Here is a 23,618-nt window from a genome sequence, read left to right on the forward strand (position 1 = left end):
GATCGTGAGCGCGGTCTCGCCGGACAACTCGGGCCGGCCGCTCGCAGACATGGCCCGTCCGGGCCCGGATCACGCTCATACCTAAGAAATTTGACGGGGACGCATCGCCCCAAAAAGGAAGCCCGGCCAATGGACCGGGCACCTTGCGCGTTGCGACGCAATATAGTCAGAAAACGTCAAAAAACAACGATTTGTTGGCACTTTGGGCGACCGAATTTAGGGCCGGCGCCGTGGATTTTGCAGGCTTTCCGGCGATTTTTGGTGCGATCTGGCCGCGCTGGGAAACGGAACACGGTCGGATTGCGGGGCTTCTGCCTCGCAGCCGGCGTGTTCGTCGTCTACGATCCGAGGCGCCGGATCCGGCGAAGCTCAGCCATCGGGAAGCCGTTATGGCGATCAGGACATCCGCCGCTGCACTCGCGGCTGCGCTTTCTGTCGCGCTGCTCCTCACGCCGCGGCTCGCAACGCATGCGATCTTCGGTGCGGCCGGGTCGCTGGCCTCGGCCGCGATCGATGGTTTCGTGTCTCCGGCCATGGGCCAGCCGGGCGGACTGACGAGCAAGCAATCGGCCGCGCGCGAGACCTACGACAAGGCCGTGAAGGATTTCGAGTCGATCCTGCGCCAGCGTCGCACACAGATAGATTCCAACCAGCCGCTGCCCAACCTGCCGGGCCAGGCCCTCTACCTTGCCCGCGTCGAAATGATGAGCGCCTACAAGGATCTCACCGACGCGCTTCCGTCCAGGATCGGACGGCCGAACAAATTCGGAATCCCTCCGGCCTATTTTGACGCCGACAACGAGCCGCTGTTCGACGAGTACAGGAAGCTGTTCGATATCATGGAGGCTCCACCCGCCAGCGCGCAAAGATCGGAGACGCCATTCAAGGATGTCGTCGATCTGGCGACCGTGATCGCGCGAGCCAAGGGCCTGAATGCCACGAATGCCGCCGCTGCGGGCCGCATCAGCCTCGGCCTTTTCTATGCCGAGACGGGCGGCAAGCAGAACGCAGGAAATGCGCGGTCGAACACCTACAAGGGGAGCCTGCAGACCGGTCCGTCCGAGGATCGAAACGGTCGAAGGAAGTGGGCGGCGATCGAGGGATCAATCGCAGCCCTCGATCCTGCACTGAGCCATCGCGACGACAGGGAAGAAGCCCGGGCGGGCAATCTGGATCATCGGTTCAATCACTGGACCGCCGTGCGAGACGCCCTGATGAACGCACACGCCGATATTTTCCCGGAGGTCCCGGCGATCCTGAACGCCTTGCCGAATCCCATCGATCAGATGAAGCTGTTTGAGTTGATCCAGATCATTCCCACGCCGACCAGAGCCGCACTCAGCTCCGGCAACCTCGTCGGCTACAGAATTTCCGATCCCAGGATCATGCGATATCTGCGGAACAACAGCATCTTCGCGTTCGGCCAGGCCGACCGGGCGAGAACGTCTGCGACCTTTCGCGAAATCCTCGATGCGATGTGGCTCTTCAACGGCAAGTTCGAACAAGCGCTTGCCAAATTCGAGGAGATCAAGACCGGCAAGCGGGGATGACAGCGGCGCGGTCACGGCGGACCAAGGATGTCCCATCGCGGCTCGCAGAATTCCTTGACGGCCGTCGCGACGGCGCCCGCGATCATGTTCTGCCGTTCCGGCGAGTCCATCTCGAGCTCCTCGTCCCGGTTGATGATCGAGCCCGCCTCGAGCAGCACCGCGGGCATCCGGGTCTTTCGCAGCACGATCAGCTCATCATAGCTGTAGATGCCGGTTTCCTTGTTCAGCAGCGGATGCTGGTAGCGGCCCATGATCGGCTGAGTGTATTGGTCGGCATAATGAAGCCCCTGGGCCTTCAATTCCTTGCCGATCAGCTCGGCGAATGCGAGGCTCGCCGCGAAGTCCGGATTGTCGTGCGAGACGAAGACGGAGTACCCGCTGAACCGATCGCTGTAATGGCTTTTCCTGCCCTCGAAGTCCCAGTCCTCGAGCATCTTGTTGGGCACGGAGTCATGGTGGATCGACAGGAAGAGATCCGCACTCAGATCATTGGCGGCCGCCACGCGCTTGAAGAGGCTGGGTCTGGCCTTACCCTCGGTCAGAAGCAGTCTGGTTTCGGCAAAGCCGTCGTCCTTCAGCTTCTCCGTGATCAGCTTCGCGAGGCGCAGGTTGAAGGTGTATTCGGCAACGTTGCGCGCGCTGATCGCGCCTTCCGATTCCGCCGTATGCCCCACATCGACAACCACCCGGAATGTCGCGGGGTTGCATGTTGGCGAGGCCGGCTTCAGCGCGGAATGAGGCAGGACGACCGGCCCGAGGGCGGCAAGCCGCGTGCCGTGGGGCCTTGCTGCGACGCTGCGCCTTGCCACCTTCGCCGGCCTTGCCGCCTTCACGCGCTTTGGCGGTCCGGCATGCCTTGACGAGCCCTTGAAGATCTTTGGCCGCCAGCCGGCATCGCTGGCTTCGATCGGCAGCAGCACGAGCGCTGCTATGATGATGGCAATGAGGCGGCAAGGTCGAGACCTCGCGACGATACCGCCGAGCAAATGATCGGATTCGCAGCGCCTCATGCTCCGCCCCTTCGGGCCCCCAGCACAATGGCTCTGCTATCGATACCGGAAGAGGTCGGTGACGTCCATCCCGGTCAATTGCGGAGCCCCGGCCTTGGGCCAAGGGCGTCCGGCACAGCGGCGGTTCCGCAGCGGGTGCGAGCGGACTACGCCTGCTTCGGATCGAGCGTGATCGACCACAATTCGGCGTCAGCGCGATCGCGCAAGCTCACCGTCATCTGTCCGCTCTTGCCGTCGATCTTGACGTGACCGAAGAACTGCATCCCGGCGGAGGGCGGCAGATTCTGGTTCGCTTCGCCCGGCGCCTTCACGAACTTCACTTCCGGGCCAAACGTGTTGTCGAGCTCGTTCGGGCCGAACGTGCCGGCATGCAGCGGACCGGAGACGAATTCCCAGAACGGATCGAACTCCTGGAACTGGGCCTTGTTCGGGTTGTAGTAGTGCGCGGCAGCGTAGTGCACGTCGGCGGTCAGCCACACCGTGTTGACGATTCCCGCGGTCTTGATGAAGCGCAGGAGGTCGGCGATCTCGAGCTCGCGGCCACGCGCCGGGCCGTCGCCCTGGGCGAAGGCTTCCGAGCCCTTCTTGTTGGCCGCATCGTCATAGACGATGAGCGACAGCGGCATGTCGGAGGCGATCACCTTCCAGGTGGCGCGCGAGTTGAGCAGTGCGCGCTTCAGCCAAGCGAGCTGGTCGGGCCCGAGGAAATAGGCGTCGGGACCGTAGGTCTCCTGCAGGTTCGGGCCGTTGGGGCCGCGATAGCTGCGCTCGTCGAGCATGAAGACGTCGAGCAGCGGACCGTAGCTCAGCGTGCGGTAGACGCGGCCAGGATCGACGATGCTCTCGCGCATCGGATACATTTCGTGGAAGGCGCGGGCCGCGCGCGCGGCGAGCAGCGTGATGTCGCGCTCCTTGTAGGTCGCGGGCAATTGCTTCGACAGCGACCAGTTGTTGGTCACCTCGTGATCGTCCCACTGCACGAAGATCGGCACTTCGGCATTGAAGGCGCGCAGATTGTCGTCGAGGAAATTGTATTTGTGGGCGGCACGGAATTCGTTGAGCGTCTCGGCGACCTTGGCTTTTTCCGGGATCGTGATGTTCTTCCAGATCTTGCCGTCGGGCTGCTTCTGCTCGGCCGAGATGATGCCGTCGGCATAGATGGTGTCGCCGGAGTGCAGGAAGAAATCCGGATTGTGCTTCTTCATGGCGGAAAAGGTGAACATGCCGCCGTCGTCGGGATTGATGCCCCAGCCCTGGCCGGCGACATCGCCGCCCCACACGAAGGACACGTCGCGGCGATCGCTCGGCGCGGTGCGGAAGCGGCCGACTACCGGCTCGCCGGCGATGTCGATGTGGGAGAGATCGCGGAAGCGGACGCGATAGAAGATGTCCTGGCCGGAGGGTAGGTTCTCCAGCAGCATCTTGGCGGTGAAGTCGCTTTCCGGCAGCGCCGCGATCGGCGGCAGCGCGCGGGCATCCTTGAATGATTCCGTGGTGGCGACCTCGACCATCATTTGCGACGGGCGGTCGGCGCGGGCCCAGACCACGCCGCCATCGACGCCGACGTCGCCGGATTGCACACCATGGGTGATCGCCGGTCGGTCGGCGGCGCGGGAGAGGTGAGGCATCGCGATGACGCCGGCTCCCGTTGCTGCCGCGGTCGACAGGAAGCGTCGGCGGGTGATCTTGTGCGAAAACCGGATCGTCATTGGGGGTCTCCAGGGACAGGACGCAACACTGCGCCGCAAGCTGGCAAAGACCTAGAAAAATTCCATGACGGAGAGATTACAGGGGGAAGGCTGAGCGCTGGATGAGCGGGCTCCCGAATGTATCGGTCCCGTGAGGCGACCACGCTCGTCAGGCTCCCTCTCCCGCTTGCGGGGGAGGGTGGGGGGGGGCTGTCTCCGCGAATCGTGCCGCGGAGACAGCCCCCACCCGCCGCGCTGCGCGCGTCGGCCTCCCCCGCACGCGGGAGAGGCGAAGAGAAGCTACGGATGGAGAAGAGGTCGCACTCGCGCTGCTACGCCGAGCCCGCCGCCCTGAACTGGGTCGCCGCACGCTGCAGGTTCTGCGGCATGCTGATCAACAGCGCCTTGCGGTCGGCGACCGCGTTGTGGAACTGCTCCAGCGCGATGTTGAATGCGGTGAGTGTGCCCTGTTCGATCGTGCCGTGCTCGAAGCACGCCAGCGTGTCGCGCAGGATGTCGTCGGCCTCGGCCTGCATCTGGTCGAGTTCATCGGTCGAATCGCTGCGCCGCGCGGCCTTCAGCATCTCCAGCAGGCGATCCCGCTGCGAGGTGTTGGTGTTGCGTTCATCCTGCTTGAGATAGCCGGCGAACCACGCGCCGGCCGAGCCCATGGCCGAGAGCGCCATCAGGCCCCACCAGATGTAATCGCTGTAGCGATCGAGGAAGGTCTTTTCCTCGCCGTCGACGAAGGCGGCGGCGCCCGGATGCGCGGGGATGACCGCGTCCTTGTCGGTGTCGGGGGTCTCGATCTTGGCGGCGAGCGGGAAATCGCTCTTCAGCGACTGCCGGATCTGGAACAATTGCCGCGTGAACGCTGCCACCGTCGATTCCGAAAGGCCTTTGCGGGCAACGATGTGATGCGAGAAGCTGATGGTCTTGACCTCGTCCTCGGGCCGGTCGGCGGAGCCGAGCGAGCCGGCCGGGATTTCCGAGGCCTCATAGGCCGGGTGGTTCTGCGCAATCGCCTCGGAGGCGTCGATCGCGAGGAAGGTCGGCTCGTTGCCGTCATGGCTTGAAGCCGCGATCGCGTCGATGGTGATCTTGCTGTTGGCGGGCCCTGCGGCGAGATAGGCGTCAGCCTTCTGGTTGCGGATCGCCTCGACCGCCTCATTGACCGGGAACTGGACGATGTCGACCTTCATCGGATCGACGCCATATTGCACCAGGATCATCTTCAGCAGATTGACGTTGGCCTGGGTGCGGCCGACAACGCCGATCTTGTGGCCCGCAAGTTGCGCGATCTTGGTGATCTTCGGGCCCTTCCGCCGCTTGCCTTTCGCTGCCGGCGGAACCCACATCACCACGACATTCTTGCGCAAGGTCGCAACCGCCTGCGCGTTCTTCGGCACTTCGAGATCGCCGCGGATGATGGCGAGATCGGACTTGCCGTCGGCGAGTACCTGCGCGCTCGCGGTAGCGCCATCGGTCTGCACCGGCCGCAGCTTGACCTGGCTATTGGGCTGGTTGTTGAAGGCCTGGGCCAGCGTCTGCACCAGCTTGACGTCGTCGCTGTTGGGCGGGCCGACCGCGATGCGCAGCGTCACCGGCCGCACCGCGAAATAGTAGCCCGCGGCCAACGTGCCGATGATCGCGAGCACCCCCGCGATCAGTACGAAGATCAGCCGTTGCCGCGCAGACCGGGGCGGCTTGGGCAAGGTCTCGGCGGGGCCAGGGCCGTCGGTCATCGATCTCGCAAACAAAAGCTTGGGGCTCAAACTCGATAGGGCCGGCGCGCATACATCTTCTATCTGTAGCAAATTCCGGAGCCGGCCGATGTTACAACTCCGTCATGGTTAGCGGCGATAGGCCGCGATTTCGGCCTTAATTTCGGCATGGATCCCATCCCACGGGCCGGCCGTTAGGCTAAGGTTGGGGCCCAAACAGGAGGGCTGTCATGGTGGAATTGCTGTCGGCGGAAGCCAGGAAAGCCGCGCTCTGGGAGTTGGCCGGCTGGGCGGAGATGCCCGGCCGTGCGGCCATCACAAAGACCTTCGTGTTCAAGGACTTCAACGAAGCGTTTGGCTTCATGTGTCGCACCGCCCTGGTCGCGGAGAAGAATGACCATCACCCGGAATGGAAGAACGTCTACAAGACCGTCGAGGTCGTGCTGGCGACGCATGAGGTCGGCGGCGTGACCAAGCGTGACATCGAGCTCGCCAAGGCCATGAACGCGATCGCACGGCAGCTCGGGGTCAATTGACCCAGCGACATCGCACGCTCCTCGAGACTGCCGTTCGCGCGTCGACGTCGCGGTGAGTGCTGGCGCGCCTTGCGGCGGCGGTCTGACATCACCAGATTCGCTGCAACGCCGCCCGACCGCTGCGCGGCGTCGGGGAACCTTGCGATGGCATCGACCGAACACAGCGTGGGATTCGAGCCCGCCGACCGGCTGGCCCAGGATCGCGAAAGCGTGCGCCGCCGCTTCTGGATCAAATTCAAGAAGGTGGTGGCGGGGCTGCCGTTCGCCGAGGATTTGCTCGCCGCCTATTACTGCGCCTTCGATCGCCAGACGCCGCGCCATGTGCAGGCGGCGCTGCTCGGCGCCATCGCCTATTTCGTCCTGCCGTTCGACTTCATTCCCGACATGATGCCGGTCCTCGGCTTCACCGACGATGCCGCGGTGCTCGCAACCGCGATCCGCATGGTGGCGAGCCACATCACGCCGGACCATCGCGACGCCGCGCGTGCCGCGCTGAAGCGCGCCACGCTGAGCGAGCAGTGAGCGGCGCGTAGCGAGCTCCGGCTGCCTCTTCTCCTTCCCCTGAAAGGGGGAAGGTCGGGATGGGGGTCAGCCGCAGGCGATGCTCTATGCGGAGAGAGCCAGATCCCCACCCGCTTTGCTCTAGCGAACAAAGCGACCTCCCCTTTTCAAGGGGAGGTTGGAGTCTCGTGCAAGCCTGGATTTCGCAGAGCCGGACCTCGGGCGCGGTTGTTCGTACTCAGCGCGCGTAGAAGGGGGATCGGGGCCCGTTACCCCATCTACAAATCCGGTCCTCTCCTTCCCCCTGAAAGGGGGAAGGTCGGGATGGGGGTCCGCCGCAGGCGATGCTGTGTGCGGAGAGAGCAGATCCCCATCCGCTTTGCTCTGGCGAGCAAAGCGACCTCCCCTTTTCAAGGGGAGGTTGGAGTCGCCCGCAAGCCTGGATTTCGCGGAGCCTGACGTCGGGCGCTGTTGTTCGTCATCAGCTTCCGGGATGCAGGATCACCTTGCCCATCGCCTTGCGGCCGGCCAGCACCTTCAGGGCTTCGGCGGTCTGCGACAGCGGGAAGGTGCGGTCGACATGTGACGAGATCTTGCCTTCCGCGGTCCACTGCACGAGCTTCTCGAGGTTCTTGCGATTCTTCTCCGGATTCTGCCGCGCCCAGGCGCCCCAGAACACGCCTCTGATGTCGCAGCCCTTCAGCAGCGCGAGGTTGAGCGGGATCTTCGGGATCTCGCCGGCAGCAAAGCCGATCACCAGGAAGCGGCCTTCCCATGCGGTCGAGCGCAGCGCGGCCTCGGCATAGGCGCCGCCGACCGGATCGAACACGATGTCGGCGCCCTTGCCGCCGGTCAGCTTGCGCAGACCTTCCTTGAGGTCTTCCTTGGCATAGTTCAGCGTCAGCTCGGCGCCGTGCTGCTTGGCGAATTCGAGCTTCTCGTCGGATGAGGCGCAGGCGATCACCTTCAGGCCCATCAGCTTGCCGAGCTCGCACGCGGCAAGTCCGGTGCCGCCGGCGGCTCCCAACACCGCGAGTGTCTCGCCCGGCTTCGGGCTCGCGCGATCTTCCAGCGCGTGCAGCGCGGTGCCGTAGATGATGATGATGCCGGCGGCGCGGTCGTAGTCGAGATTGTCGGGGATCTTCACGATCGCATTCGCAGGCAGCGCGATCTTGTCGCGCGCGCCGTTGTGACCGCAGGACGCGACGACGCGATCGCCCACCTTCAAGTCGGTGACGCCTTGGCCGACGCTCTCGATCACGCCTGCGACTTCCGCCGCCGGTGAGAACGGGAACGGCGGCTTGATCTGGTACTTGCCCTGGATCATCAAGATGTCGAAGAAGTTCAGCGCCGCCGCCTTGATCGCGATCACGGCCTCGCCGGGACCTGCCACGGGATCCGGCACGTCAGCCAGCACGAGATCGTCGGGTTGACAGTATTGCGAGCAGAGGATGGCTTTCATGGACACACCTGATTTTCGGACGCACAAAGGGCTCAGCGTTCTGGGCTGAAAGCTTCATGCCGGATTTACGGCGGAGCGACAATGGCCACGTTCGTCATTGCGAGCGAAGCGAAGCAATCCATAATCCCGCCGCGCGGGAAAGGTGGATTGCTTCGTCGCTTCAGCGCAAAATTGCTTTGCAATTTTGTCGCGAGCTCCTCGCAATGACGGCAGCAAAAAGGGAGTGAAACTATGTTTGAAAAAGGCCTGCTGGCGAACAAGCGTATCCTGATCACCGGCGGCGGCTCCGGCCTTGGCGCTGCGATGGGGCGGCGCTTTGCCGAGCTTGGCGCCGAACTGGTCATTTGCGGGCGGCGGCAGGAATTGCTGGAAGAAACCGCAGAAAAATTCCGCAGCGAATTGGGCGCGATAGTCTCCACCGCACGATGCGATATTCGCGATGGCGCGGCAGTTGAAACGATGATGGATCAGGTCTGGCACGAGGCACCGATCGACGTTCTCGTCAACAATGCTGCCGCAACCTTCATCGCGCAAACCGAACATCTGTCATTCCGTGCGGCGGACGCGATCCTCGGTCCGACGCTGCACGGCACGCTGTATTGCACGCTCGCCGCCGGCCGTCGCTGGATCGAGGGCAAGCACAAGGGCGTGGTGCTCTCGATCCTCTCGACCTCGACCATCACCGGCCGCGCGTTCACCGTGCCGTCGTCGATGGCCAAGACCGCGGTGCTGGCGATGACCAAGAGCCTTGCGGTCGAATGGGGACCGAAGGGCGTCCGCACGGTGGCGATTGCGCCCGGTGCGTTCCCCACACCCGGTGCGACCGGACAGTTGCGACCCGAAGGCCGCGGCGAGACGTGGTCGCAGCGCAATCCGCTCGGCCGTTCCGGCGAGCATTCCGAACTTGCCAACCTCGCGACCTTCCTGATCTCCGATCAGGCCAGCTACATCAACGGCGAGATGGTGGTGCAGGATGGCGGCGCTCACTTGCGCAGTTCCGGCGCGGAGGACCTGCTGCAATGGACCGACGAGCAGTGGGCGAAGCAGCGCGCCGCGCGCGGCAAGGGGTAATGCGCGGCTTGTGTGCTGGACGCTCACTCCGGACGTAACCGCCTTCCCAAAAAGATGTTTCCCGGTTATCCATCCGAGCCGGCGGAGGGGAATCGCCGGGCCATCTTCCAGTCACAATGATGGGGGAACCAGTTGGCCGTGCGGCAAATACTGACATCGTTGGTTGCGGGTAGCCTGGTGTGCGGGATCATTTCGCTTGCGCCGGTGCACGCTACACCGAAGCAAACTGCATCGAAGAAGGAAGCGGCCAAGCCGGCGTCGCCTGCCGCGGCTGCGGCCGGCGGTGCGGAGCCGACGCTGATCGGCCAGTATGGTACCTGGGGCGCTTATACGGCGTCGCCGAACGGCAAGAAGGTCTGCTTCGCGCTCGCCAAGCCGGCCTCGTCGAAGACCAACCCGCCGAACAGGCCGCGCGATCCGGCCTATGCCTTCGTCTCGACCCGTCCGGCGGAAAAGGTCGTCAACGAAGTTTCTGTCATGATCGGTTACACACTGAAGCCGGGCTCCGAATCGACGATCCAGGTCGGCGGCGGCACCTACGCGATGTACACGCAGGGTGACGGCCTCTGGATCAAGAACGCGGCCGAGGAGGAGCGGATGGTGGAAGCCATGCGCAAAGCCGGCGAGGCGACGGTGAAGGCGGTCTCGGCCAAAGGCACCGAGACGACCGATACGTTTTCGCTGAAGGGCCTGTCGCAGGCGCTTGACCGGCTGGCCCAGGACTGCCGGCGCTAAGGCCCGAATCGGCGTTGTTTATGGGCCGCAGAAGGCCTATTTGAGGAGTGGTTCCCCTCATGGTGAGGAGGCGCGTCGGCGCCGTCTCGAACCATGCGGCCCGGCGAGAGCGTTTTCGAGCGAAGTGGACACCGGTTCGCGTGAAGAAAACGCGCCAAAACTAGTATCTAGTGGCCTCATCCTTCGAGACGCGGCGCAGGCGCCGCTCCGCAGGATGAGGAATCAAAGACTCCCGCAAGATCAGACAGGCGATGACCGCAGACTCGATCGTTCAACATGCCACGGCCAATACGCTGGTCGAAAAGGTTCCGCTCGAAACCTATGTGCCGCCGGCCAAGCCGTCGCTGATCGGGCTGTCGCGTGCCGAGATCGCCGATCGCCTCGGCGAGGTCGGGGTTCCGCCGTCGCAGCGCAAGATGCGCACGCAGCAGCTCTGGCACTGGATGTATTTCCGCGGCGCCAAGAGCTTCGCCGAGATGACCAACGTCTCGAAGGAGATGCGCGCCGAGCTCGAGAGGCATTTTACGGTCGACCGTCCCGAAGTGGTTGCCGAGCAGATCTCCAATGACGGCACCCGCAAATGGCTGCTCAGGCTGCCAAGCGGCGACAAGCTCGAGAAGCCGCATGAGGTCGAGTGCGTCTATATCCCCGAGACCGATCGCGGCACGCTGTGCGTCTCCTCCCAGGTCGGCTGCACGCTGAACTGCGCGTTCTGCCACACCGGCACGCAGCGGCTGGTGCGCAATCTCACCGCCGGCGAGATCGTCGGCCAGGTGATGGTGGCGCGCGACCGCCTGAACGACTGGGCTGATCGCGAGAACGGCTCGCGCCTCGTCACCAACATCGTGATGATGGGGATGGGCGAGCCGCTGTACAATTTCGATGCGGTCCGCGATGCGCTGCTGATCGTCGCCGACAATGAGGGCATCGGCATTTCCCGCCGCCGCATCACACTGTCGACCTCGGGCGTGGTGCCGAACATCAAGCGCACCGGCGAGGAGATCGGCGTGATGCTCGCGATCTCGCTGCACGCGGTGCGCGACGAATTGCGCAACGAGCTGGTGCCACTCAACCGCAAATATCCGATTGCCGAGCTGCTGCAGGCCTGTCGCGACTATCCCGGCGCCTCGAACGCGCGGCGCATCACCTTCGAATATGTGATGCTCAAGGGCGTCAACGATTCGCTCGCTGACGCCAGGCTATTGGTGAAGCTGCTCAAGGGCATTCCGGCCAAGATCAATCTCATCCCGTTCAATCCGTGGCCGGGCACCGCCTACGAATGCTCGGACTGGGAGCAGATCGAGAAATTCTCCGAATACATCTTCAACGCCGGCTATTCCTCGCCGGTGCGCACGCCGCGCGGCCGCGACATCCTCGCCGCCTGCGGCCAGCTCAAGTCGGAAACCGAAAAGCTCTCCGCGCGCGAGCGCCAGGCGCTTCGTGCGATGGCGATGACGGATTGAATGTTGTGGAGCACAACGCTCTCCGCGTCGTCATTGCGAAGCAATCCACTTGCACGCTTGCTGAGGCATGGATTGCTTCGTCGCTTCAGCGCAAAATTGCTTTGCAATTTTGTCGCGAGCTCCTCGCAATGACGGGGAGCTAGCATGGCCCTGATCGGCCGCCTGTTCGTCGTCGCCTTCGCCTTCCTCGTGGCCTGCCTTGTTGCCGGGATCATCGTGGTCGGCGCGGTGCTGTATCCCGAGATCAGCGATTTCGGCGCGGAGATCGACCAGAACGCGATCAACATCGTGCTCGGCTTCGGCTTCATCTTCATTTCCGGCTTCGCGCTGCTGCCGGCGCTGATCATCGTGCTGATCACTGAGGCGTTCTCGATCAGGAGCGTGCTGGCCTATGCGGTCGGTGGCGCGCTGGTCGGCGCGGCCTGCTATCTCGGCCTGGTCCCGTTCGATCCCGACACCTTGCAATTCCACGGCATCGTGCACCGGCACATGGAGATCATGACCGGCGCCGGCATCGTCGCGGGCCTGGTCTACTGGCTGATCGCCGGCCGCACCGCCGGCGCCTGGCGCGAGCCACCGCGCCCGCTCCCGCCGCCGCTGCCGTCGCAATCACCGCCGTCATCCTGAGGAGCCGTGCGCAGCGCGGCGTCTCGAAGGATGGGCCGCAGCAAGATCGCATCCTTCGAGGCTCGCTCCGCTCGCGCCTCAGGATGACGACAAGCTCGTACTTCCCATGCCCACCCGCCTCGGCTAAACCGCGCGCCATGAACCGGACCGGACTTGTCATCGCGCTCGGGCTCGCGCTCGTCATCGGCCTGTTGTTCGGGATCTATCCCGAGCTTGACCTGAAGCTGGCCGCGCTGTTCTACGACGGCGCCCACAAAGCCTTCCCGCTGAAGGCCGACGCGCTCGCGGCGTTCGCGCGGGACGCGGCGATGTGGATCGCCTGGGCCATGGTGCTGCCGGCGATCGTGGCGATCGTGATGAAATTCATCGGGCCGCACCGGCCGATGCTGATGTCGCCGCGCGCGGCGGTGTTCCTGCTCACCACGATGCTGCTCTCGGCCGGCGTGCTCACCAACCTCACCTTCAAGAGCTATTGGGGCCGGCCGCGCCCCGTGGCGGTCTCCCAGTTCGGCGGCGAGCTTCCGTTCGTCGCGTGGTGGGATCCGCGCGGCGCCTGCCCGCGCAACTGCTCGTTCTTCTCGGGCGAGGGCGCGACCGCGTTCTGGACCTTTGCACCGGCGGCGCTGGCGCCGCCCGCCTGGCGGCCGCTCGCCTATGCCGGGGCCACCGTGTTCGGCGTGGTCACCAGCGGCTTGCGAATGGCCTTTGGCGGCCATTTCTTCACCGACGTCGCGATCGCCGGCCTGGTGTCCTTTTTCGTGGTCTGGCTGTTCTATGCCCTGATCTACCGCTGGGCAGCGACGCGGCTGACCGACGAGCAGGTCGATGCGGCGCTGACGCGGCTCGCCATGCCCGGCTACCGGCTGATGCAGCGCTGGCGCGGCCGCGACAGCCGCGATTAAAGGCGTGCTCCGCCTTCCGAAATTTGATATTCGCCAGCTCAAACATCCCTGATTTCGACCGATTGGACCGTTCCATGAGTACGATTCTGAAAAACCTGCCCAAGGGAGAGAAAGTCGGCATCGCGTTCTCGGGCGGGCTCGACACCAGCGCGGCATTGCTCTGGATGAAGCAGAAGGGCGCCCGCGTGTTCGCCTATACCGCCAATCTCGGCCAGCCCGACGAGGCCGACTACGACGCGATCCCGCGCAAGGCGATGGACTTCGGCGCCGAGAAGGCGCGCCTGGTGGATTGCCGCATGCAATTGGTCCATGAGGGCATCGCCGCGATCCAGTCCGGCGCCTTCCACATCTCGACCGGCGGCATCACCTATTTCAACACCACCCCGCTCGGCCGCGCCGTCACCGGCACCATGCTGGTCGCCGCGATGCAGGAGGACGGCGTCAACATCTGGGGCGATGGCTCGACCTTCAAGGGCAACGACATCGAGCGCTTCTATCGTTACGGCCTGCTGACCAATCCGAGCCTGCGCATCTACAAGCCATGGCTCGACCAGCAGTTCATCGACGAGCTCGGCGGCCGCGCCGAGATGTCGGCGTTCATGACTGCGCACGGCTTCGCCTACAAGATGAGCGCCGAGAAGGCCTATTCGACCGACAGCAATCTGCTCGGCGCCACGCACGAGGCAAAGGATCTCGAGCAGCTCGACAGCGGCATCACCATCGTCAATCCGATCATGGGCGTGCCGTTCTGGCGCGCCGATTGCGAGGTGAAGCCCGAGACCGTCGTGGTGCGTTTCGTGGAGGGCCAGCCGGTCGCGCTGAACGGCAAGACGTTCGCCGATCCGGTCGCGCTGTTCCTCGAGGCCAATGCGATCGGCGGCCGCCACGGTCTCGGCATGAGCGACCAGATCGAGAACCGCATCATCGAGGCCAAGAGCCGCGGCATCTACGAGGCGCCCGGCATGGCGCTGCTGCACATCGCCTATGAGCGGCTGGTCACCGGCATCCACAACGAGGATACGATCGAGCAATATCGCATCAGCGGCATGCGGCTCGGCCGCCTCCTCTATCAGGGACGCTGGTTCGATTCGCAGGCCCTGATGCTGCGCGAAACCGCGCAGCGCTGGGTGGCGCGTGCCGTCACCGGCGAGGTGACGCTCGAGCTGCGCCGCGGCAACGACTATTCCATCCTGAACACCGAGAGCCCGAACCTGACCTATGCGCCGGAGCGGCTCAGCATGGAGAAGGTCGAGGACGCGCCGTTCACGCCGGCCGACCGCATCGGCCAGCTCACGATGCGCAACCTCGACATCGCCGACACCCGCGCCAAGCTCGGGCTCTACGGCAAGGCCGGCCTGCTCTCCAGCGGCGAGGGCTCGCAGATCTTCCAGCTCGAGAGCGACAAGGGCTGAGCCGCGGGCACAAATGTTTCCGTCGTCCCGGGCAAGCGAAGCGCGACCCGGGACCCATAACCACAGGATCGCGTTGTCAAAGCGAGCTGTGGCCCCAGTGTTACGCAACAATTGACGGCCGTGGTTATGGGTCCCTGCTTTCGCAGGGACGACGCGCGGAGAGATGTTGCCTACTTCACCCTGAGCGCATCGAGCAGCGAACGGAACGCGCGGGCGTAATCCGTGCCGGTCTTGCCGATGTCGGGCCCCGCGGAGACCGCGACCGCGGCTTCCGTCACCGCGCCGAGCAGCAGGCGCGCCAGCGGCTCGATCGGCTGCTTGGCGATCACGCCGGCTTCCATCGCAGCAGTCAGCGCGCGCGGAAACTTGCCGCCGAAGTGTTTCGCGTCGATCTCGCGCCAGCGCTCCCAACCGAGCACCGCGGGGCCGTCGCGCAGGATGATCTGGCCGGTCGGGCCCTTCGAGCACGCGGCGAAATAGCCTTGCGTGCCGGCCGCCATCGCGGCGAGCGGATCGTTCTCGGCGCGCGAGAGACGGTCGAGATCGGCGACGAGATCGAGCGAGACCTGCTCGAACACCGCCTCGAACACCGCTTCCTTGGTCGCGAAGTGGTGATAGACCGCGCCTTTGGCGACACGTGCGCCGGCAGCGATGTCGTCCATCGTGGTCGCCGCAAAGCCGCGCTCGCCGAAGATGCGCCGCGCCGCCTTGACGATCGAAGCCCTGGTTTTCTCGCGCCGTTCGGCCTGCGTTGCCATGCTCCTTGTCTATCCCAGTTCCATCGCCAAGCCAATTGACTTGCAGACTATCAGTCGGTAAATACCGACCATTAGTCGGTAACATGGACCTCGCGACAAGTGAGACGTGCTTGGGCGAAGACCATGCCCGACAAACAGGGAGATTCCTCATGCCCTCGCTCAAGACGCTGCAAGCCTTCGCCGATACCGTGGAATCGAATGACCATGTCGGCGCGATCACGAATTTCTACGCCGCCGATGCCCGCACCCAGGAGAACGACGGCGAATGGCGCGTCGGCCGCGAGGCGCTGGCGGCGCGCGAGGCCGCGGTGCTGGCGCAAGTCGCGAGCGTCAAGACCACGCGGCTCGGTCCGTTGTTGCTCGACGGCGATCGCTCCGCGATCTGCTGGCGGTTCGAGTTCACAGGCAAGGACGGCAAGGTCCGCAGCATGGAAGAGGTCGCCTGGCAAACCTGGCGCGGCGACGAATTGATCGAGGAGCGCTTCTTCTACGATCCGCAGCAGATGGCGCGGTGAGGGGTAGTGCTCGAGTTGTCGCCGCATCGCAGATGCGCTCCCTCTCCCGCTTGCGGGGGAGGGCTGGGGTGGGGGTGTCGCCGCTGGGGCGCTGCTTATTTGTGCTGAGACAACCCCCACCCGCCGCGCTTCGCGCGTCGGCCTCCCCCGCAAGCGGGAGAGGCGAGCCGCGCGGCTCGACGATCGATCCGCAACCACCGCACCAACAAAAATGGCCGGGATCGCTCCCGGCCATCTTGCTTCGTGCTCCAAGTCGGCTCAGCGCGGCGGCGCCGCGGCCGACTGGTCGCCGTTGAGCAGTGGGGTGATGCGGCGGACGGTGACGCGCCGGTTGATGCGGCTCGGTCCGTCGGTCTGCTCCTTCAGATACTGCTTGCCGTAACCCTGCGACGTCAGGTTCTCCGCCGGCACGCCGAACTGCTGGGTCAGCAGTTCGGCCGCGGCCTGCGCACGGCGATCCGACAGCGACAGATTGTCGACGTCGTTGCCGACCGCGTCGGTGTGCCCCTCGATCAGGAACACCTCGCGCGGATTGCGCTGGATCGCCCGGTTGAGGCCGTCGGCAATCACCTGGAGCTTCGCAGCCTGGTCGGGCGGGATCGCCCAGGATCCGGTCTCGAAGTTGATGGTGTTGATGTCGATCGACGGCATCAACATGCGCACGTTCGGGCTGTAGCGGATCTCGTCGAGCGAATAACGCCGCTGGATGCGATCCACCGGCGGCGCTTCCATGGTGTCGTAGATCACGTCGGGCGAGGCATCCTCCGCGCTGACGATGTAGCGGTCGTAGGGAATGCTGACCACCGGCGGCGGCGCGTCGACATAGAAGCCGCCGACCGCCTGCGGGTCACGGTAGCTGTTGTCGATGATGATGAGCTCACGCCCACCGCGATCCCTGCGGATTCGCCGCAGCAACTGACCGTCGGGGCCGACCACGGTGATGATCTCGCTGCCGTCGGGACGGATCACGACGGTGCGGGTTTCGCCGCCGACGGTCTCGGTGCGGATGTCGCGGGCACCGTAGCGGAAGCGATACAGATCGTTGCCGCGCACGTACTCCTGCCCGCTCGGATCGCGGATGATGATGCGGTCGGGCTCGGTGTAGATCGTGCGGCCGCCTTCGACGACCTCCTGTCGCTGGTTGTGCAGGTCGGCGATGGTCGCGCCGATCACGGCGCCGGCCACCACGCCCGCGCCGATCGCAAGCGGCGTCAGGTCACGCCGCGGCGGTGCCGGCGGCGGCGGCAACGGAGCTGCAACCGCGGGCGCGGCCCGGAAAGCCGGCGCGACCGTCGGCGGGGCGTATTGCGCCCGGCCGGGCGGAGGTGCAGCGGCCGGAGAGCCTGGGACGACGGTCGGCGCCGCAGCACCCGCCGGGAGCGGCGGCCGGGCCGGAGCGCCTGCCTGCGGGCTCGCCGGCGCCGTCGGCAATGCGCCGGGACGCGCCGGCGGCGTTGCGCCGCCCGCGGCCGGAGGCTGGGTCGGCAGCGTGCCCGGTCGCGCCGGCGGCTGTCCGCCGGCGGCTGGAGGTGTCGTGGTCGACGGCGTCGGCGCAGGTGTGGCGGCCGCGGGTGGTGTGCCCGGGGCCGGCCTTGCGCCGCCGGCGGCAGGAGGAGCGGCTTGCGGGCGGGCACCCGGCGCCGGAGGCGGCGGCGTCTGCGCGGCGGGCGGTGAGGTCGGCAAGGCATTGGGGCGCGCGCCAGGAGTGGCGCTCGGAGCTGGGCTTGGCGCCGGGCTCGGCGGTGCATGCGTCGGGCCAGCGGCGGGCGGCGTTGCCGGGCGCGCGGGGGCCGCTGCCGGCGGAGGCGTCGGGGCGGGACGGCTGGGCGCGGCCGCAGGGGGCGCGGGCGGAGTCGGGTGCGCCGGTGCTGCTGTCGGTGGAGGTGTCGGCGACGGCCGCGCGGGTGCAGCAGCGGGCGGCGCCGGTGGCGTGGGATGTGCGGGCGCAGCCGCTGGCGGTGGGGTCGGAGCCGGCCGTGCCGGGGCGGCTGCCGGCGGAGTCGGATGCGCCGGTGCAGGCGGCGGCGCCGGCCGCGCGGCCGGAGGCGTCGGATGGGCCGGTGCGGCCGCAGGCGGCGGAGCCGGTGGTGTCGGCCGTGCCGGAGCCGCGGGCGGGCGGCGGCGGCGCGGGATGCGGAGCGGCGGCCGGGGGCTGCGCCGGGCGCGGTGCCCCGGCGGGCGGGGCGGGATGCGCCGGCGCGCCCGGCGTGGGGCGTGCCTTCGGCTTTCCGTCCGGTCCGAGTTCTTCCTTCGGCTGCGCCTGCGCGACCACAAGCGGCGAGGTTTGTGCGTGCGATGCTGTGGCGGCCAACTGCGTGAGCGTGAGCGCAGTCGTGGCGAGCAGCACGAGACGAAGCTTTGTCATGTAGTGGAATCCCCGGCGAAATGTCTGGGCAGGAAGGAGATGTCAGAACCGAACAATTCGGCGGGACGATGAACAGTCAGCCGTTAGGCCGGATTGTGGCGGGTCACGAATCAAAGCCGAATTTTATTTCGACATCATAACGGGTTGCATGCCCGCTTGTTCATGGCGCATTCAGAAGAAACGCTCAGACATACGAATATCCGCAGCGGAACCTGGTCGGGCAGACGCTGCGCGATGCCGCGGATCGACCGGCCGCAGGCGGCGGCGTGATCGGACCGGGCGGCGTGGGCGGCGTCGGAACCGGCACTTCCTCCGGCAAATTACCGGGAAGTTCGTTCGGCCGCAGGCGGCGGCGTGATCGGACCGGGCGGCGTGGGCGGCGTCGGAACCGGCACTTCCTCCGGCAAATTACCGGGAAGTTCGTTCGGCCGCGACGGCTCGCCGGGCTCATGCACGGGGTCCGGCACTTCCGGGCGAGGGGTGCCCGGAGGGATCCCCGGCGGCGGTTCGCTTGGTGTGCCCGGCGTCGTCGGTGGCACCTCGGGCGGCTCGATCGGCGTCGATGTCGAGAGCTCGCGGGGATCGAGGGGGCCCGGTCGGCTCGCAGTCATTGATCGCTCCCTACCTGTTGAAGCGACAACGGGCCGCGTGCGGCGACGTTCCTGCTTTGCGCAGCAACTCACTCCGGCAGGTGACAGACCGCCTCGATGTTGTGGCCGTCGGGATCGCGCACGAAGGCGCCGTAATAGTTGGGGTGGTAATGCGCGCGGAGGCCGGGCGGGCCGTTGTCTGTGCCGCCGGCCGATATCGCGGCCTTGTAGAAGGCATCGACCGTGGCGCGGTCCTTGGCTGAGATCGCGATATGCACCGGCTTGTTCATCGCGCCTTCGCCGCCGATCCAGAAATCCGGCTTGCCGTCGGCACCGAAGCCGGCGGCGGCATCGTGCCCGGTCTGCTCCGCCGTCACTTCCATGATCAGGCTGTAGCCAAGCGGCGCCAGCGCGGCCTGATAGAACGCCTTCGCGCGTTCGTAGTCGGATACTGAAAAGCCGATATGGTCGATCATCGCGCGCCTCCCTTTGTTGTGATGCAATTGCATCCTCGCTCTTGCTTCACCTCCCCTTGCAAAGGGGAGGTCGCTTTGCTCGCCAGAGCAAAGCGGGTGGGGATCTTCTCTCTCCGCAGACATCTTCCCCGCGGCTGACCCCCATCCCGACCTTCCCCCTTGCAGGGGGAAGGAGAAGAGGAATCTGTTGCCCGGAGGGGAGTCCTCTCGAACGGGCTACACTCACCCTCGCACCAGCAGCGTGTTGCTCCGCGTGCGGCCCTGCTCGGCGTAACCGCGGGCGCGCATGTCGGCAATGCAATCGCTGCTCCATTCGTCCTTTGACAGATGCTCGATCACAACGGCGCGCGGCCACAGCGCCTCCGGTGCGTCCTGGAAGAAACCGATCAGCACGCGGTCCTCGAAACCTTCGACATCGATCTTGAGCGCGTCGACCTCGGTCGCACCGGCTTCCTCGAGAATGCGCTGCAGCCGCAGCGACGGCACCTTGAATGCCTTGCCCGATGGCGTGCCGGTCACGATGTGGCTGGCGCCGAGATTGTCGCCGTCGGTCTCGATCATCAACTCGCCGTCGGCAGGGCCAGCGGCAGCCGCGACCAGCCGCACCTGCGAATAGCTGGAAGCCTCGGTGTTGAATTTGAGCCGCGCATGCGTCACCGGATGCGGCTCGATCGCAATCACCTTGCCCGTGGGGCCGACGTCGCGCGCCAGCGCCAGCGCGTAGGTGCCGACATTGGCGCCGAGATCGACGAAGGTGCCGCCCGCACCGACATGCCGGCGCAGGAATTCGAGTTCGTCGAGATTGTAGTCAGGATTGAACAACGCGCCGCGCTCGGTCGCGCTCGCCTGATGATAAAAGCGGAACGATGCGCCCTGATACGGCACGTCGAGCGGCCCTGAACCGAACAGATTGACCAGCCGCGACAGCCAAGGGCGGAATGCACCGCGTTTCAGCCCGGTGCGATGCGCCAGGCGGATGATCGCAGCCTGCGCTGCATTCGGCGCGAAGGCGCCGAACGGCGCGGGCGAAGTATCGTTGCTGGGGATCACGCGTGGCTCTCGTCGAAAACGGCGCATGGATAGCCGGTTTTGGCCGCGACTCCAACGGCCGCTTTGCTCGGGCCGGTCGAGCGAGGGCGACAGCGCGCAAGGTGGAATCGATGCCGATGTCGTGCCAATTCACCCAGGATTCTGAGGCGCGACGCTATATGTTGCCCGGAGCGACGGTGAGGTGAGCACGGCGGTCAGGCTCCCTCCCCCCTTGCGGGGGAGGGTTGGGGAGAGGGGTAAGCCGCGGGCGAGATGATCGATGGGCGCATTGCTTTTGCAATTCCGTTTTGCCTGTCATCGTGACGAATGCGGAATGAACACGTCGTGTGGCCACCCCTCTCCCTAGCCCTCCCCCGCAAGGGGGGAGGGAACCCATCTGCCGGTGCGTTCCTCACGGGCCAATCACTGAGTTGCCCATGGGGGCGATCGGCGCTCGGCTTCCGGCGGCGAAACGAGATGCAAAGCTCGGACGGATCATGTCGCGAGAATGCAAACGGATGACTCACCAGCCATGCAACTTATTCGGTGTCGTCCCTGCGAAAGCAGGGACCCATAACCACGAATGGGTTTTTGTTGAACGATGCCGGAATGGCGCGTCCCGTTCACAACGTCCGCCGCGGAGCATGGGTCCCTGCTTTCGCAGGGACGACGGCAGACGATGGGGCGCGATATCGGCTACGGGCCTCGCAGGCGCAACATCGAGTCGGTGGCGCAATCGCGCAATCCCTCACGGCGACACCGGCGCCTGATCGCGCCTCACCGTCAGCGTTCGCCCGATCTTGTGCAGCATCCGCGCAAGCTGCTCGATCGAGTAGGGCTTTTGCAGCAGCTCGAAGCCGGAGCTGCCCTGCTGCGCCAGCACCTGGCTGTAGCCGCTGGCGAGCACGATCGGCAGATCGAGTCCCTGCCGGCGGATTTCCTTCGCAAGTTCAATTCCGCTCATGCCGGGCATCACCACGTCGGTGAACACCATGTCGAAGCGGCTCGCGCCGGCCGCGAGCTCCTCCAGCGCGTGGATGGCGTTGTCGACCAGCACGGCGCTGCAGCCGAGTTGGGTCAGCGCGTCGGCGGCAAACTTGCCGACCTCGGGATTGTCCTCGACCACCAGCACCGAGGCGCCGGTTTGACCGACTGACTGGGTGTCGTGCACAAGCCGCGTTGGCGGCGGATCGCCGCCGCTTGCGCGCGGCAGATAGAGCGTGAACGTCGAACCCTTGCCGACCTCGCTGACGACATCCACCTCGCCGCCGGATTGCTTGGCGAAGCCGAATACCTGCGACAGGCCGAGGCCGGTGCCCTGGCCGACCTCCTTCGTGGTGAAGAAGGGTTCGAAGATCCGCTCCAGTTGGTCGTGCGGAATTCCAATGCCGGTGTCGGCGACCGATATGGCGACATGGCCATGCGGACTCGGGTCCGTTGTCGCAGAAGGCAGCTTGTCCACCCGCCGGACCGTGATCGTGAGCCGGCCGGCGCCGCTCATGGCGTCGCGCGCATTCACGGCGATGTTGATCATCGCGGTCTCGAACTGGCCGGGATCGGCGTTGACGAGATTGGGTCCGTCCGGCACCTGCGTGGTGATTTCGATACGCGGCCCGATCAGGGTCGCGATCATCTCGCTCAGGGTCCGCACGCTCTGGCCGACGTCGAACGTCTCGGGCTCGAGAGCCTGTCGCCGCGCGAAGGCAAGCAACTGGCTGGTCAGCCTGGCCGCGCGATTCACGGTGTTGGAAATCGCATCGATGTAGTGCTGTCGCCGCGGATCCGGCAGGTCCGGCCGCCGCAACATGTCGACCGATCCACGGATGACGGTCAGCAGATTGTTGAAGTCGTGCGCGACACCACCGGTGAGCTGCCCCAGCGCCTCCAACCGCTGACTGTGCCGCAGCGCCACCTCGGCCTCGATTCGCCGGTTGGCCTCCTCGTATAGCCGCCGCGTACGCCTCAAGGCGAGCCCGAACAGGGCGAACAGCAGCGCGGTGGCCGGGATGCCGAAGATCAGGTGCGGAGCCATGGTTGCGATCCAGCGCGCCCGGATCGCCGATGTGGCCAGACCGGCGCTGACATAGACCGGGTATTCGGCGAGCCGCTGATAGCGGAGGCGCCGCTCGATGCCGTCGGCCGGGGACTTGATCGTCATGGTGCCGGAGAGCGGATGGGCGACGATGTGCTGGCCGAGCGGCCCGTTCGGCTCGAACCTGAAGTCGCGGTGGACGACGGGAAAGTGGGCCAGCACGGTGCCATCGGTCCGGATCAGCGCGAGGAAGCTGCCCGGTTCGCGTCCGACCCGCGCATAGAAGTTCTCGAAATATTCGGGAAGGATCGAGGCTTGGATGACGCCGGCAAAGCTGCCGTCCGCGTTGTTGCGGCCTCGGCTGACGCCAAAGAACCGCGATCCCTGGTAGGGCGGCCGCGGCGTCAACACCTCGCCGATATAGCTGGCGGCGTCGCCATCGGCATGCATGCGGAAGTAGTCCCGGTCGGAGAAATCGATGTCGGGGGGCGCGGTGACGAGGCTGTTGACCAGGGCATGGCCCCTGGCGTCGAACACCCAGACCGATTTCAGCTGGGGCAGCGCATCGGCGAGCTGGCTCAGCCGCTGGTGCAGGCTCTGCTCATGCGCGACGATATCGGCATCGGACATGCCGCGGATGATCTCGGCGGTCTCGGACAGGCTGCGGTCGATGGTCTCGAACACCTTGAGCGCGTGCTCGTGGGCGACGTCGAGTGTCTGCTCGATCTCCCGGTCGGCGGCCTCGTTGGCCGAGACCCAGGTCACCGCGGAAGCAAAAACGAACAAGGCCAGCGGGAGGGCCAGCGACGCGGCCATCATCCATTGCAACAATCTCAGCGAATTGCGTTGTGCGGTCTGCAAGGGCGCTCCGGCTCCGCGCGAACCTTAACGCAAACCTTAGCGCGGGAGAACGTAAAACCCGACCTTCGGTTGCATCCGCGGCCGGTTAGGTCATCGCCGCGACCGCGGACGGAGGCCGGACATCGGCCTGGATCGATCAATTGCTAACCAATTGGCATTCGCCTCGCCTTGGGTGGTCGCGGAAGGCGGCCGCAGGCGGGGGCGCTTGCCCTCGCCGAGCGCACAGCGGGGCGTCGCGCGCACCCTTCACGACCTCGTTAGCTGCGGCCGGCCGGCAAGCGGAAAATCGACCCGGGACGACGCCCTCGGAC

21 protein-coding genes are annotated in these 23,618 nt (G+C 65.7%); 11 read left to right on the forward strand and 10 right to left on the reverse strand.

Annotated elements, in window-relative coordinates; all coding sequences use genetic code 11:
• The first annotated feature begins 389 nt into the window (after window positions 1-389).
• Window positions 390-1,550, forward strand: a complete 1,161-nt coding sequence (locus P6U30_RS01530; protein WP_407167804.1) for a hypothetical protein — start codon at window positions 390-392, stop codon at window positions 1,548-1,550.
• Window positions 1,551-1,561: 11 nt separating this feature from the next.
• On the opposite strand, the gene P6U30_RS01535 is transcribed toward P6U30_RS01530, so the two are convergent.
• The 3 genes from P6U30_RS01535 to P6U30_RS01545 form a co-directional block, all read right to left on the reverse strand.
• Window positions 1,562-2,560, reverse strand: coding sequence for an N-acetylmuramoyl-L-alanine amidase (locus tag P6U30_RS01535; RefSeq protein WP_407167805.1), 999 nt, complete (start codon window positions 2,558-2,560; stop codon window positions 1,562-1,564).
• Between the two features lie 146 nt (window positions 2,561-2,706).
• The gene (locus P6U30_RS01540; protein ID WP_407167806.1) at window positions 2,707-4,269 is read right to left on the reverse strand and encodes an alkaline phosphatase D family protein; all 1,563 of its coding nucleotides are present in this window, start codon (window positions 4,267-4,269) and stop codon (window positions 2,707-2,709) included.
• A gap of 311 nt (window positions 4,270-4,580) precedes the next feature.
• Window positions 4,581-5,927, reverse strand: coding sequence for a TAXI family TRAP transporter solute-binding subunit (locus tag P6U30_RS01545; RefSeq protein ID WP_407170656.1), 1,347 nt, complete (start codon window positions 5,925-5,927; stop codon window positions 4,581-4,583).
• Between the two features lie 275 nt (window positions 5,928-6,202).
• Here P6U30_RS01545 and P6U30_RS01550 point away from each other — a divergent pair, with 275 nt between their 5' ends.
• Together P6U30_RS01550 and P6U30_RS01555 are read left to right on the forward strand one after the other, a co-directional pair.
• Window positions 6,203-6,508 carry a 4a-hydroxytetrahydrobiopterin dehydratase gene (locus tag P6U30_RS01550; protein WP_407149675.1) on the forward strand — a complete coding sequence of 102 codons (306 nt, stop codon included), beginning with the start codon at window positions 6,203-6,205 and terminating at the stop codon, window positions 6,506-6,508.
• Window positions 6,509-6,652: 144 nt separating this feature from the next.
• On the forward strand, window positions 6,653-7,030 hold the full coding sequence (locus P6U30_RS01555; protein WP_407167807.1) for a YkvA family protein: 378 nt from the start codon (window positions 6,653-6,655) through the stop codon (window positions 7,028-7,030).
• Window positions 7,031-7,490: 460 nt separating this feature from the next.
• Here the strand turns inward: P6U30_RS01555 and P6U30_RS01560 are convergent, their stop codons facing one another.
• Window positions 7,491-8,471, reverse strand: a complete 981-nt coding sequence (locus tag P6U30_RS01560; protein ID WP_407149677.1) for an NADPH:quinone oxidoreductase family protein — start codon at window positions 8,469-8,471, stop codon at window positions 7,491-7,493.
• Window positions 8,472-8,702: 231 nt separating this feature from the next.
• Between P6U30_RS01560 and P6U30_RS01565 the strand changes: the two genes are divergently transcribed.
• The 6 genes from P6U30_RS01565 (at window position 8,703) to argG (ending at window position 14,681) form a co-directional block, all read left to right on the forward strand.
• On the forward strand, window positions 8,703-9,542 hold the full coding sequence (locus P6U30_RS01565; protein ID WP_407167808.1) for an SDR family oxidoreductase: 840 nt from the start codon (window positions 8,703-8,705) through the stop codon (window positions 9,540-9,542).
• Between the two features lie 132 nt (window positions 9,543-9,674).
• A complete protein-coding gene (locus P6U30_RS01570; RefSeq protein WP_407167809.1) occupies window positions 9,675-10,277 on the forward strand; it encodes an invasion associated locus B family protein in 603 nt (200 codons plus the stop codon).
• A 251-nt stretch (window positions 10,278-10,528) separates the two neighbouring features.
• Window positions 10,529-11,740, forward strand: a complete 1,212-nt coding sequence (rlmN, locus tag P6U30_RS01575) for a 23S rRNA (adenine(2503)-C(2))-methyltransferase RlmN (protein WP_407167810.1) — start codon at window positions 10,529-10,531, stop codon at window positions 11,738-11,740.
• 144 nt (window positions 11,741-11,884) lie between these two features.
• Complete coding sequence (locus P6U30_RS01580; protein WP_407167811.1) at window positions 11,885-12,367, forward strand: hypothetical protein; 483 nt, start codon at window positions 11,885-11,887, stop codon at window positions 12,365-12,367.
• 137 nt (window positions 12,368-12,504) lie between these two features.
• Window positions 12,505-13,269, forward strand: coding sequence for a phosphatase PAP2 family protein (locus P6U30_RS01585; RefSeq protein ID WP_407167812.1), 765 nt, complete (start codon window positions 12,505-12,507; stop codon window positions 13,267-13,269).
• Between the two features lie 74 nt (window positions 13,270-13,343).
• Window positions 13,344-14,681 (forward strand): argininosuccinate synthase, encoded by a 1,338-nt coding sequence (gene argG, locus P6U30_RS01590; RefSeq protein WP_407167813.1) that lies wholly within the window; start codon window positions 13,344-13,346, stop codon window positions 14,679-14,681.
• 170 nt (window positions 14,682-14,851) lie between these two features.
• Here the strand turns inward: argG and P6U30_RS01595 are convergent, their stop codons facing one another.
• Complete coding sequence (locus tag P6U30_RS01595) at window positions 14,852-15,439, reverse strand: TetR/AcrR family transcriptional regulator (protein WP_407167814.1); 588 nt, start codon at window positions 15,437-15,439, stop codon at window positions 14,852-14,854.
• 149 nt (window positions 15,440-15,588) lie between these two features.
• On the opposite strand from P6U30_RS01595, the gene P6U30_RS01600 reads away from it, so the two are divergent.
• A complete protein-coding gene (locus tag P6U30_RS01600) occupies window positions 15,589-15,954 on the forward strand; it encodes a nuclear transport factor 2 family protein (RefSeq protein WP_407167815.1) in 366 nt (121 codons plus the stop codon).
• A 258-nt stretch (window positions 15,955-16,212) separates the two neighbouring features.
• On the opposite strand, the gene P6U30_RS01605 is transcribed toward P6U30_RS01600, so the two are convergent.
• On the reverse strand, window positions 16,213-17,637 hold the full coding sequence (locus P6U30_RS01605; protein WP_407167816.1) for an OmpA family protein: 1,425 nt from the start codon (window positions 17,635-17,637) through the stop codon (window positions 16,213-16,215).
• A gap of 41 nt (window positions 17,638-17,678) precedes the next feature.
• On the opposite strand from P6U30_RS01605, the gene P6U30_RS01610 reads away from it, so the two are divergent.
• Window positions 17,679-18,323, forward strand: a complete 645-nt coding sequence (locus P6U30_RS01610) for a hypothetical protein (RefSeq protein ID WP_407167817.1) — start codon at window positions 17,679-17,681, stop codon at window positions 18,321-18,323.
• A gap of 316 nt (window positions 18,324-18,639) precedes the next feature.
• On the opposite strand, the gene P6U30_RS01615 is transcribed toward P6U30_RS01610, so the two are convergent.
• The 4 genes from P6U30_RS01615 to P6U30_RS01630 form a co-directional block, all read right to left on the reverse strand.
• A complete protein-coding gene (locus P6U30_RS01615) occupies window positions 18,640-18,930 on the reverse strand; it encodes a hypothetical protein (RefSeq protein WP_407167818.1) in 291 nt (96 codons plus the stop codon).
• A gap of 68 nt (window positions 18,931-18,998) precedes the next feature.
• Complete coding sequence (locus P6U30_RS01620; RefSeq protein ID WP_407167819.1) at window positions 18,999-19,385, reverse strand: VOC family protein; 387 nt, start codon at window positions 19,383-19,385, stop codon at window positions 18,999-19,001.
• Between the two features lie 222 nt (window positions 19,386-19,607).
• Window positions 19,608-20,435 carry an FkbM family methyltransferase gene (locus tag P6U30_RS01625; RefSeq protein WP_407167820.1) on the reverse strand — a complete coding sequence of 276 codons (828 nt, stop codon included), beginning with the start codon at window positions 20,433-20,435 and terminating at the stop codon, window positions 19,608-19,610.
• Between the two features lie 727 nt (window positions 20,436-21,162).
• Window positions 21,163-23,307 (reverse strand): ATP-binding protein, encoded by a 2,145-nt coding sequence (locus P6U30_RS01630; RefSeq protein WP_407167821.1) that lies wholly within the window; start codon window positions 23,305-23,307, stop codon window positions 21,163-21,165.
• Window positions 23,308-23,618 lie beyond the last annotated feature (311 nt).

The organism is Bradyrhizobium sp. ORS 111 (genome assembly GCF_045571485.1).
In the GTDB taxonomy this organism is placed as follows: domain Bacteria; phylum Pseudomonadota; class Alphaproteobacteria; order Rhizobiales; family Xanthobacteraceae; genus Bradyrhizobium.

Bases quoted from the DNA above. Each gene is read 5' to 3' on its own strand.
- P6U30_RS01530 (WP_407167804.1), top strand. From the start codon at position 390: ATGGCGATCAGGACATCCGCCGCTGCACTCGCGGCTGCGCTTTCTGTC.
- P6U30_RS01535 (WP_407167805.1), bottom strand. From the start codon at position 2,560: ATGAGGCGCTGCGAATCCGATCATTTGCTCGGCGGTATCGTCGCGAGG.
- P6U30_RS01540 (WP_407167806.1), bottom strand. From the start codon at position 4,269: ATGACGATCCGGTTTTCGCACAAGATCACCCGCCGACGCTTCCTGTCG.
- P6U30_RS01550 (WP_407149675.1), top strand. From the start codon at position 6,203: ATGGTGGAATTGCTGTCGGCGGAAGCCAGGAAAGCCGCGCTCTGGGAG.
- P6U30_RS01555 (WP_407167807.1), top strand. From the start codon at position 6,653: ATGGCATCGACCGAACACAGCGTGGGATTCGAGCCCGCCGACCGGCTG.
- P6U30_RS01560 (WP_407149677.1), bottom strand. From the start codon at position 8,471: ATGAAAGCCATCCTCTGCTCGCAATACTGTCAACCCGACGATCTCGTG.
- P6U30_RS01565 (WP_407167808.1), top strand. From the start codon at position 8,703: ATGTTTGAAAAAGGCCTGCTGGCGAACAAGCGTATCCTGATCACCGGC.
- rlmN (WP_407167810.1), top strand. From the start codon at position 10,529: ATGACCGCAGACTCGATCGTTCAACATGCCACGGCCAATACGCTGGTC.
- P6U30_RS01580 (WP_407167811.1), top strand. From the start codon at position 11,885: ATGGCCCTGATCGGCCGCCTGTTCGTCGTCGCCTTCGCCTTCCTCGTG.
- P6U30_RS01585 (WP_407167812.1), top strand. From the start codon at position 12,505: ATGAACCGGACCGGACTTGTCATCGCGCTCGGGCTCGCGCTCGTCATC.
- argG (WP_407167813.1), top strand. From the start codon at position 13,344: ATGAGTACGATTCTGAAAAACCTGCCCAAGGGAGAGAAAGTCGGCATC.
- P6U30_RS01595 (WP_407167814.1), bottom strand. From the start codon at position 15,439: ATGGCAACGCAGGCCGAACGGCGCGAGAAAACCAGGGCTTCGATCGTC.
- P6U30_RS01600 (WP_407167815.1), top strand. From the start codon at position 15,589: ATGCCCTCGCTCAAGACGCTGCAAGCCTTCGCCGATACCGTGGAATCG.
- P6U30_RS01615 (WP_407167818.1), bottom strand. From the start codon at position 18,930: ATGACTGCGAGCCGACCGGGCCCCCTCGATCCCCGCGAGCTCTCGACA.
- P6U30_RS01620 (WP_407167819.1), bottom strand. From the start codon at position 19,385: ATGATCGACCATATCGGCTTTTCAGTATCCGACTACGAACGCGCGAAG.